Annotated in this window: 10 protein-coding genes; 6 read left to right on the top strand and 4 right to left on the bottom strand. The window is 68.9% G+C overall.

Annotated features, from left to right (window positions below):
* The 6 genes from TF1_RS00265 to TF1_RS00290 form a co-directional block, all read left to right on the top strand.
* Positions 1-1,124 (top strand): LLM class flavin-dependent oxidoreductase (locus tag TF1_RS00265; RefSeq protein ID WP_061783498.1); only part of this gene is annotated, 1,124 nt, incomplete at its 5' end.
* Between the two features lie 20 nt (positions 1,125-1,144).
* Complete coding sequence (locus TF1_RS00270) at positions 1,145-1,687, top strand: NAD(P)H-dependent oxidoreductase (RefSeq protein WP_011291930.1); 543 nt, start codon at positions 1,145-1,147, stop codon at positions 1,685-1,687.
* A gap of 37 nt (positions 1,688-1,724) precedes the next feature.
* Complete coding sequence (locus TF1_RS00275; protein ID WP_011291929.1) at positions 1,725-2,249, top strand: flavin reductase family protein; 525 nt, start codon at positions 1,725-1,727, stop codon at positions 2,247-2,249.
* A gap of 129 nt (positions 2,250-2,378) precedes the next feature.
* Positions 2,379-3,536 carry a dimethylsulfone monooxygenase SfnG gene (gene sfnG / locus TF1_RS00280; RefSeq protein ID WP_061783499.1) on the top strand — a complete coding sequence of 386 codons (1,158 nt, stop codon included), beginning with the start codon at positions 2,379-2,381 and terminating at the stop codon, positions 3,534-3,536.
* A gap of 90 nt (positions 3,537-3,626) precedes the next feature.
* On the top strand, positions 3,627-4,880 hold the full coding sequence (locus TF1_RS00285) for an acyl-CoA dehydrogenase family protein (protein ID WP_061783500.1): 1,254 nt from the start codon (positions 3,627-3,629) through the stop codon (positions 4,878-4,880).
* 108 nt (positions 4,881-4,988) lie between these two features.
* Positions 4,989-6,200: an SfnB family sulfur acquisition oxidoreductase gene (locus tag TF1_RS00290; RefSeq protein ID WP_016188675.1), complete on the top strand. Its 1,212-nt coding sequence runs from the start codon at positions 4,989-4,991 to the stop codon at positions 6,198-6,200.
* Here TF1_RS00290 and TF1_RS00295 read toward each other — a convergent pair.
* From TF1_RS00295 to TF1_RS00310, 4 genes are all read right to left on the bottom strand, one after another.
* Positions 6,163-7,062 (bottom strand): ABC transporter ATP-binding protein, encoded by a 900-nt coding sequence (locus tag TF1_RS00295; protein ID WP_016188674.1) that lies wholly within the window; start codon positions 7,060-7,062, stop codon positions 6,163-6,165. The genes TF1_RS00290 and TF1_RS00295 overlap by 38 nt on opposite strands.
* Positions 7,059-8,099 (bottom strand): FecCD family ABC transporter permease, encoded by a 1,041-nt coding sequence (locus tag TF1_RS00300; RefSeq protein WP_011291924.1) that lies wholly within the window; start codon positions 8,097-8,099, stop codon positions 7,059-7,061. Before TF1_RS00300 ends, TF1_RS00295 begins: the two co-directional genes overlap by 4 nt.
* Positions 8,096-9,127: a FecCD family ABC transporter permease gene (locus tag TF1_RS00305; RefSeq protein ID WP_011291923.1), complete on the bottom strand. Its 1,032-nt coding sequence runs from the start codon at positions 9,125-9,127 to the stop codon at positions 8,096-8,098. The genes TF1_RS00300 and TF1_RS00305 overlap by 4 nt, the downstream gene beginning before the upstream one ends.
* Before the next feature lie 47 nt (positions 9,128-9,174).
* The coding region (locus TF1_RS00310; protein WP_061783501.1) for an iron-siderophore ABC transporter substrate-binding protein at positions 9,175-10,148 on the bottom strand (974 nt) is incomplete at its 5' end.

The raw sequence follows: 10,148 nt of genomic DNA on the forward strand, positions 1-10,148 counted from the left end.
GCCGCGGCCTCGTCGCTGACGGCGACCCGGCAGATGCCTCCGCCTGGCGCTCGCGGCCCCCTTCAGCCGGCTACCTCACCCAGATCGCCCGCGCCGCTGAGGACCTGGGCTTCGAAGGCGTGCTCACCCCGACCGGAGCATGGTGCGAGGACGCGTGGATCACCACGGCGATCGTGCTCGGCGCGGTGCAGCGACTGAAATTCCTCGTCGCTTTCCGCCCCGGACTGGTATCGCCCACCTTGGCTGCGCAGATGGCAGCGACCTACCAGCGGCTGAGCGGCGGTCGGCTGCTCCTCAACGTGGTCACCGGCGGAGAAAGCGCAGAGCAGCGCAGCTACGGCGACTTCCTCGACAAGGAAGCGCGCTACGCCCGCACCGACGAGTTCCTCCAGATCGTGACCCGATTGTGGGAGGGGGACACTGTCACCTTCCGCGGCGCGCACCTCACGGTTGAGGAAGCGGTACTCCACCAGCCGCCCCCGCAGCGGCCTCCCCTCTACTTCGGTGGCTCCTCCCCCGCCGCCCTCCGCGTGGCGGCCCGCCACGTCGACACTTATCTGACGTGGGGCGAACCTCCCTCTGCCGTCGCAGAGAAGATCGGCCGGGTCCGGGAACTGGCCGCCCAGGCCGGACGGACCCTCACCTACGGGATCCGACTGCATGTCATCACGCGCGACACCGCGGCTGAAGCGTGGCGTGCAGCCGACCACCTGCTGGAACGCCTCTCCCCCGCCACGGTGGCGCAGGTCCAAGCCGGGCTGGTCCGCAGCGAATCCGAAGGCCAGCGCCGCATGCTCGCCCTCCACGGCGGCAGCCGCGAGCGTCTGGAGGTCTCCCCCAACCTGTGGGCCGGGGTTGGGCTGGCCCGCGGCGGGGCAGGAACCGCGCTCGTCGGCAGCCACACCGAGGTGGCCGACCGCATCGAGGAATACCACCGGTTGGGCATCACCGAGTTCATCTTCTCCGGCTACCCGCACCTGGAAGAGGCCTACTGGTTCGGTGAAGGCGTGCTTCCCTTGCTGCGGCAGCGTGGGCTGTGGCGCCCCCCTGCCGCTGATACTGACGCCGCGCCCGTGCACGTACCTTTCGTGGGCAGCCCGCGGCTGTCGGCTCCCGCTTCCTAAGAAACCGAGGAGAAACCACCGTGTCCATCACTGTCCTCGTCGGGAATCCGCGTCCGCAGTCGCGTACCGCCACTGCGGCGCTGACCGCGGCCCGCCACGTAGCGGGCGCACTCGGACTCCCCGGTGACCCCGAACTGGTCGAGCTTGCCCCACTGGCCCCGTCGCTGCTGCTGCCCGGCCCGCCTGCCGAGGTCGCTGCGGCACTGGAGCAGGTGAGCCGGGCCGAGCTGCTCGTCGTCGCGAGCCCGACCTACAAGGCGACCTATACCGGGCTACTCAAGGTCTTCCTGGACTTGCTCCCTAGTGGTGCCCTTGCCGGTGCGACCGCCCTGCCGCTGCTCGTCATGGGCTCTGCGGCGCACACTCTCGCCGTCGAAGTGCACCTGCGCCCCCTGCTTGTCGAGCTCGGCGCGCATGTCCCGTCGCCCGGACTCGCTGTCCTCCACGACACCGTGCCCCGGGACGGATCAGCCAGCCCGGAGCTGGACTCCGTGGTGGCTTCCTGGACGGCTCAGGTCGCCCCCCACATCCGCGCACGCCATCACAGTCGGACAGCCGTGTAGCTGTCGCCGCTGCCAGACCGCACTTCGAGGAGTCTCGATGGGCAATTCCCATACCGCTGTGCGCCCGGCGCAGCGCCCTCCGATCGCCGCGGACCAGTTCCGCCAGCTCCTGCGCCACCACCCTGCCGGGGTCGTCATCGTCACGGCTGACGTGGCGGGCCACCCCGTCGGCTTGACTGCCACGTCCTTCACCAGCGTCAGCCTCGACCCGCCCCTCGTGTCCTTCTATGTCGCCACCACGTCGTCCACGTGGCCTCGGCTGAGCCAGGCCAGCCTCTTCGGCGTGCACCTGCTCAGTGCAGACCAAACCGAGCTGGCCACCCGTTTCGCCGCCAAAGGAGTGGACCGGTTCGCTCCGCCGACCCGTTGGTCCCGCGACCGGGACGGGGTGCCTGCTTTGGACGGGGTGACCGCGCGGCTGGTGTGCTCCCGGGCCGCGACCCGCCTCATCGGGGACCACTGGTTGGTCGTGGGCCGCGTCGTCGCCGGCACAGTCCATGATCCGCGCCGGTCTCCGCTCCTCTACCACCGCGGATCGTTCGGGGGATTCACCCCGTTCTAAAGGGCCGCGTCTCCCTGGGAGGACTGCGGAATACCGTCCCATCCGCCAATAACCTACTTTTCAAGTAGGAAATAAAGACTTGTTTCTGCGTCCGCCCTCCACCAGCACTAGCCGGAAAGGAACACCACCGTGACCGACCAGCCGTCCCAGCCCGCACCGCTGAAGTTCGCCTACTGGGTCCCCAACGTCAGCGGCGGCCTCGTCACCAGCACCATCGAGCAGCGCACCGACTGGAGCTACGACTACAACCGCGAACTCGCGGTCCTCGCCGAGAACAACGGTTTCGACTACGCGCTCACCCAAGTGCGGTACATCGCCAGCTACGGGGCCGACCACCAGCACGAATCCACGAGCTTCAGTCTCGCCCTCGCCCTGGCCACCGAGCGGCTGCGCGTCATCGCAGCAGTCCACCCCGGCTTGTGGCACCCGGGTGTCCTCGCCAAGTGGGTCGCCACCGCCGACCACCTCACCCACGGCCGGATCGCGATCAACGTGGTCAGCGGCTGGCTGAAAAACGAGTTCCTCGCGCTCGGCGAACTCTGGCTGGAGCACGACGAACGCTACCGGCGCACCGAAGAGTTCATCCGCTACCTCCGCGCCGCGTGGGAAGGCAGCCCACGCGACTTCGTCGGCGACTTCTACCGGCTGCACGGCTACGACCTCAAACCCAAACCGCTGGACGTGCCCGGCCGGGGACTGCCTGAGATCTTCTTCGGCGGCAACTCCACGGCCGCCCGCGGAACCGCTGGCCGCAACGCCGACTGGTACTTCTCCAACGGCACCGACTTCGAAGGATTCACCGAACAGGTGACCGAGGTCCGAGACCACGCCACCCGGGCGGGACGCACGATCCGGTTCGGCCTCAACGGGTTCGTCATCGCCCGCGACACCGAAGCAGAAGCCCGCGAAGTGCTGCGCGAGATCATCGCCAAAGCCGACCGGCGGGCCGTAGCCGACTTCCGCGACGCGGTCCGCCAAGCCGGAAAGTCCACCGCCGACGGCAAAGGCATGTGGGCTGACTCCACCTTCGACGACCTCGTGCAGTACAACGACGGTTTCCGCACCCGGCTGATCGGCACCCCCGAGCAGATCGCACGCCGCATCGTGGAGTACAAGGCGCGCGGCGCGGACCTGCTCCTCCTCGGATTCCTCCACTACCACGAGGACGTCGCCAACTTCGGTGCCACCGTGCTGCCGATCATCCGCGAACTGGAGCAGAAAGTCGACGAGCGCCTCGCTGAAGGCGCCCCCGTCGCCGAAGCAGTCCGCGCCGCCCAGCACGCCTGACCTGGTCTGTCCCCCGGCCCCGGCGCTCCCGCCGGGGCCGGTCTCCCCGCACACCTGTCCTGATTCTCCGCACACGGATGAGGAGGCACCATGAGCACGGAACAGACCGAACGGCCCGCCGAAACTTCCCCGGCCGGGTCTTGGAACGACCGCCCAGCCCCGCGCACCCCAGCCGAGTGGCTCACCCGGGCCGCCGAAGTCGGCGCGATCCTCGCCGCCGACGCTGTGGAACGCGACCGCGCCGGCCAAACCCCGTACGCCGAAGTCCAACTCCTCAAAGACTCGGGCCTGGTCACCCTGCTCGGCCCGGTCGAATACGGGGGCGGCGGACAGACCTGGGAGACCGCCTACCGGGTGACCCGGGAAGTCTCCAAGGCCGACGGGTCCATCGGGCAACTGCTGGGCTACCACTACCTGTGGTCGTGGGCGGTGCGGTTCCTCGGCACCCCGCAGCAGATCGCCGCAGTCGAGGAGCTCGCCACCACCAACCGGTACTTCTTCGGTGGCGCAGTCAACCCCCGCGACGACGACCTCGTGATCACCGAAGACGGCGACACGCTCGTCTTCAACGGACGCAAAACCTTCTCCACTGGAAGCAAGGTCTCCGACCTCACCGTGCTAGAAGGCGTACTGGAAGGAACAGACCAGCACATTTTCGCGATCGTCCCCTCCGCCCAGGACGGGATCGTCTTCGCAGACGACTGGGACAACATCGGCCAGCGTCTCACCGAATCCGGCAGCGTCCGGATCACCAACGTCCGCATCTCCTGGGACGACGCAGCAGGCTACGTCAACCGGGAGTTCCGCCCACTCGTCTACAACACGCTGAACCTGCCGGCCATCCAACTCGTGTTCACCAACCTGTACCTGGGGATCGCCCAGGGGGCGCTGGAGACCGCCGCCGCCTACACCCGGTCCACGACCCGGCCGTGGCCCTACGGCAGGGACAACAAAGAGTCCGCGGTCGACGAGTGGTACATCCTCGAAGCCTACGGGGACCTGCAGTCGAAGCTGTGGTCCGTGGAGGCGCTCACCGACCAGGTCGGCACGCAGCTCTCCCAGATCCTCCACGGCGACCGGGAAGCCGTGACCGCACGCCAGCGCGGCGAGATCGCGGTCCGGGTTGCGGCCGCCAAGCAGCGGGCTATCGACGTCGGCTTGGAGGTCACGTCCCGCATCTTCGAAGTCACAGGTGCGCGGGCCACCGCATCGTCGGTGGGGCTCGACCGGTTCTGGCGCAACCTGCGCACTCACAGCCTGCACGACCCAGTGGCCTACAAGCGGCGCGAAGTGGGACGCTACACGCTGCTCAACGAGATCCCTGAACCCACCTGGTACACCTGATCCTTTCCCGTACGGCGTCCGGCCTGCTCTAAGGCCGGACGCTTCCGCTGCGGCCCTCCAGCGGACAGTCGCACACCCCGGTCTGGCACACCACAAGGAGGACCCCCGATGACCGACACGGTCACTGCGCGTCTCATCACCGATGACAGTGACGCGCTGCGGACCGCCCACGCTCTCGTCCCGCGGCTGGCCGCCGAAGCCGACCAGCGCGACGCAGAACGGAGACTGCCGTGGCCGGAGCTCGCGGAGATCCGCGCGAGCGGCCTGCTGGGAATCACCGTGCCCGCTTCGCGGGGCGGCGCGGAAGTAGCGGCGGCAACCGTGGCCGAAGTGATGCGCCTGGTGGGAACAGTTGACCTCAGTGTGGCGCAGATCCTCCAACCCCACTTCGCGTTCCTTTACTCACTGCGCCGCAACGGCAGCCCGACACTGCAAGAAAAAGTGTTCACCGACGTGCTCAATGGGGCGCTGGTCGGCAACGCCCAGGCTGAGCGCACCGGAAAGCATTCGCACGACCAGCGGACCACACTGGAGCGGACCGGGGCCGACCGGTACCGGATCACCGGGGTCAAGTACTACGCGACCGGTTCGCTGTTCGCCCAGTGGCTGGCAGTGACAGCTCTCCTGCCGGTTTCCGGGCATGCGGACCCCCAGCCGCACGCGGTCTTCGTGCCCGCTGACACCCCCGGGGTGGAGGTGGTCGACGATTGGGACGGCATGGGGCAGCGCACCACCGGCAGCGGCACTGTCCGCCTCACCGGGGTGGACGTCTCCGCCGCGTGGGTGGTCCCGCACTACCGCTCGTTTACCCACCCCTTCCCCTATGGACCGTTCGCCCAGTTGGGGCATGCCGCGATCGACATCGGCCTGGCTCGCGGCGCACTAGAGCGGGCGGCAGAATTCGTGCGGACCCGGAGCCGGCCCTATGTGGAGAGCGGAAGCGACACGGCGACGGGCGACCCCCTCGTGGTCCAGCAGTTCGGGGAGCTGGAACTCCAGGTGCGGGCCGCCGAGGCCCTATTGGAGCGTGCTGCGGCGGCAGTGGATGCGGCCGACGCCCACCCGACCGCCGCTACCGTGGCCGAGGCGTCCCTTGCGGTCGCGGCCGCAAAAGCGGCGGGCGGCCGGGCCGCGGTCACGGTCGCCAACGCCTTGTTCGAGGTGGCGGGCACCCGGTCCGCTGCGGATCCGCTCAACCTGCACCGATATTGGCGGGATGCGCGCACCCACACCCTGCACGATCCCATCCGGTGGAAGATCCAGCATCTCGGCCGGTTCGCGCTTACCGGGCAGCGTCCACCGCGGCACGGTCAGATCTGATCTGGGCTGGTTGCCGGCACAGGTCCGGGTGCCGTTCGTGCGGGATGATGAGCGGGGTGTGCGTGCGGGGGTCGGCGATCACGTCGCAGGCGAGGCCGAACACCTGGTGCACGAGGTCAGCGGTGAGCACGTCACTAGGGGTGCCGTCGGCGACGATGCGTCCCGCGTTGACGACGATGAGGCGGCTGGCGAACCGGGCTGCTTGCGCGAGGTCGTGGAGCACCGCGACCACAGTGCGGCCCTGCCGGTTCAAGTCGGCGAAGAGTTCCAGCAGGTCGTACTGGTGGGCGATGTCGAGGAACGTGGTGGGTTCGTCCAGCAGGATGGTCCCGGTGTTCTGCGCGAGGATCATTGCTACCCATGCCCGCTGCCGCTGGCCGCCGGACAGGGTTTCCACCAGGCTGTTGGCGTGCGCGGCTAGCCCGGTGAGTTCCAGGGCCTGGTCGATGGCCGCCTCGTCGTCAGGGCTCCACTGGCGCAGCAGCGTGTGGTAGGGGTAGCGGCCTCGCGCGGCGAGGGAGCGCACGGTGATCCCTTCGGGGACAGCCGGGTTCTGCGGCAGCAGCGCCAGTTGCCGGGCCACGTCTTTGGATCGCTGTTTGCGGATGTCGCGGCCGTGCAGCAGTACTCGGCCGGACAGCGGACGCAGGACCCGACCCAAGGCTTTGAGCAGGGTGGACTTGCCGCAGCCGTTGGGGCCGACGATCGCGACGAACTCGCCTTCGGCAATGTCCACGGTGAGGTCGCGCACCACGAGGGCGGTTCCGTAGCCGAGGGTGAGGTGTTCGGCGCGCAGTCCGCGCCGCGGAAAGTCCTGCTCCGCCGCGGGGGACGGTTCTTCGTTGGTCGCGGTCTGGTTCACAGTGCTCCTCTCCGCCACTCGCGTACCAGCAGGAAGCCCAGGTAGATGCCGCCCACGGCCAGGGTGGCGATTCCGACGGGAAGCCCGTCGGTGAACGGGAAGTGCTGCACGGCAAGGTCGGCCAGTGCGAGGATGAGTGCACCGACGAGCGCGGAAACCACGAGGTTGGGTCCAGCGAGCCGGGTGAGGCGGCGGGCGATCTGCGGTGCGGTCAAAGAGACGAACGCGATCGGTCCGGCCACGCTCACTGCGCCCGCTGCCAGGACCACAGACAGGGTGATTGCGGCGGTGCGGGTCCGCGTAGCCCGCGCGCCAAGGCTGTCGGCCAGCTCGTCGCCCATCTCGGTGAGTGCTACCGGTTGGGCGAGGGCAGCGAGTAGCGGAACAGCGAGGGCAACCACCAGCCAGATTGTCGCCGCGTGCTCCCAGGAGCGTGCCGACAGGGTGCCGTTGACGTAGGCGGCGAGCACACTGGCCTGGTCGCGGGCGAGGGCAGCGACCACGAACTGGGTGAAGGCCGCGGACATGGCGGCAACACCGATCCCGGCGACGACGAGCCGTCCGGGGTGTCGCAGCCCGGTTCCGGTCACTGTGGCCACGGTCAGCACAGCGGCGACTGCGCCCAGCAGTGCGCCGAGCGGCACGGGGACGGTGCCGGGGAACGCTAGGGCGACGAGGGCGGCTCCCGCGCTCGCCCCCCAGTTCACGCCGATGACGTCGGGGCTGCCGAGCGGGTTGCGGGTGACGGACTGGAACAGGGCTCCCGCCATGCCGAGCGCAGCCCCAACCCCGATGGCCACGGTCACGCGCGGCCCGCTCAACCGGTGGAGGACGAACATGTGGACGGGGGAAGCGTTGCCGGTGAGCACGTCGGCCACGTCGGTGAGGGGAATCCCCAGCTTTCCTAGGGAGAGGGTGGCCACGACGGTGAGGAGGAGGGCGGCCGCCAGCAGCAGCGCCCACAGCAGGGAGCGCAGGTGGACGGGCAGCGCTACCGCGGAGCCCACACGCAGGTTCAGGGCGGACGGTCGGGTCATGACGGCCCCCGCATGCGGCGGACAGCGTGGAAGAGGAAGGGGGCGCCGACGAACGCGGTGACCACGCCGACCATGAGTTCTGCGGGGCGCAGCAGGAAGCGGCCGACGACGTCGGCGAGCAGCAGCAGGGTGGGTCCGGCGAGGAGGGCGAGGGGCATGCAGGTGCGGAAGTCGCCCCCGATGAGGGCGCGTACCACGTGCGGGACCGCCAGGCCCACGAAAGCGATCGGTCCGGTTGCGGCGGTGGCTCCGGCGGCGAGCAGCGTGGCGGCAGCCAGGCCGCCGGACCGGATGAGGAAGGGGTTGGCGCCCAGCGCGGTGGCGGTTTCTTCGCCGAGCGCCAACGTGTTCAAACTGCTGGAGAGCAGGAGGGCGAGGAGTGCCCCGGCGGTGAGGAACGGCAGGACGGAGGCGATCACGTCGAAGCCGCGGCCGGCCAGGGAGCCCACCACCCAGTAGCGGTAGTTGTCGAAGACGTGCGGCATGCTCAGCGCGACGGCTTGCACGTAGGCGGTGAGCACGGCGGAGATCACAGCTCCAGCGAGGACGAGGCGGACGGTGCTGCCGGTGCTTTCCCGGCCGCCGAGGAGGTAGGCGACGAGGCCGGCGAGCAGGGCGCCGGGAAGCGCCCACCAGACTGTTGCCGTGGTGGAGGTGGGGCCAAGCAGGGCGATCGCGGTGACGACGGCTGCCATCGCGCCCGCGTTGACGCCGAGCAGGCCGGGGTCGGCGAGGGGGTTGCGGGTGATGCCTTGCAGGAGCAGTCCGGCTGCGGCGAGGGCAGCGCCAGCGAGGATGCCGAGGATGGTGCGGGGGTAGCGGCTTGCTACCACGGTGGTCGTGTAGGGGTCGGCGGTGCCGGTCACGGCCGCCCACACCTGCGCGACAGTGGTGGGTTTGCTGCCAACGGTGAGGCTGAGCAGGACCGCTGCGGCGAGCGCGAGGAGGGTGCCGCCGAGCAGCAGGGTGGTGCGGGCGGGGCTGGCCTGGAGTGGCGCCGGTGGGGTGGTCACGATCGCCTTTGCCATGGGATCAGGGAGCAGGGTGCGGCCCCAGCAGGGCCGCACCCTGGTGGTTAGCGGTCGAGTTGAGCGACGGCCTCGTCGATCAGGGGAAGGTAGCGGTCCAGGACCCACGGCACGGTGAGCGGGTTGATGATGGAGGAGGCGGTGACGAAGGACGTGTCTTCGCTGACCACTACCGATCCGCGTTCGATTGCCGGGATGGACGCGTACAGCTCCTGGGATTCGATTTCTTTGCGGGTCTCCGCGTCGGTGTAGAAGGTGAAGATAAGGTCGCTGTCCTTCAGCTTGTCGGCGTTTTCCAGGCCGATGACTGCGGAGGCGGTGCCTTCGGTTTCCGGCAGGGTCTCCACGACGGGGTCGACCTGCAGGCCGAGTTTGCTCACCATGGCCACGCGCTGTTCGTGGGGCATGAAGACACCGAGGGTGCCGGGACCGTCAGTGTAGATGTAGGAGAAGGTGAGCTCGGCGTATTCGGGGCGGGAGGCGGCGGCCTCGTCGAACTGCCGCTCGATGTCGTCGATCAGTTCCTGGGCTTCCTCGCTCTGACCGAGGGCTTGGCCGATGATCTCGATCTGCTGGTCCCATTCAATGGTCCAGGGCAGTTCAGGGTAGGCGACGGTGGGGGCGATGTCGTTGAGGATGTCGTACTGCTCCTGGGTGATTCCGGACCAGGGGGCCAGGATGACGTCGGGTTCCAGTTCGATGATGGTTTCGAAGTCGATGTCTTCGCCGCCGGTGAACTGGACGGGGAGTTCTTCGCCGGCTTCGGTGACGGCTTCGTAAATCCACGGCAGGTAGCCGGTCTCGTCGCTGCCCCACTCGTAGCTTTCGATACCCACGGGGACGGTGCCGAGCGCGATCGCGGTTTCGGCTGATCCTTGGCCCAGGGTGACGATCCGCTCGGGTTTTTCGGTGATCTCCGCAACGCCGAGGGCGCTTTCGATACGGACCGGGAAGGCGCCGTCAGCCGAGGGGGCGGTGTCCTCACCACCGTCCGTGCTCGATCCCCCGCAGGCGGCGAGGC

The sequence above is a fragment of the Thermobifida fusca NBRC 14071 = JCM 3263 genome (genome assembly GCF_001592045.1).
Classification (GTDB): Bacteria; Actinomycetota; Actinomycetes; order Streptosporangiales; family Streptosporangiaceae; genus Thermobifida; species Thermobifida fusca.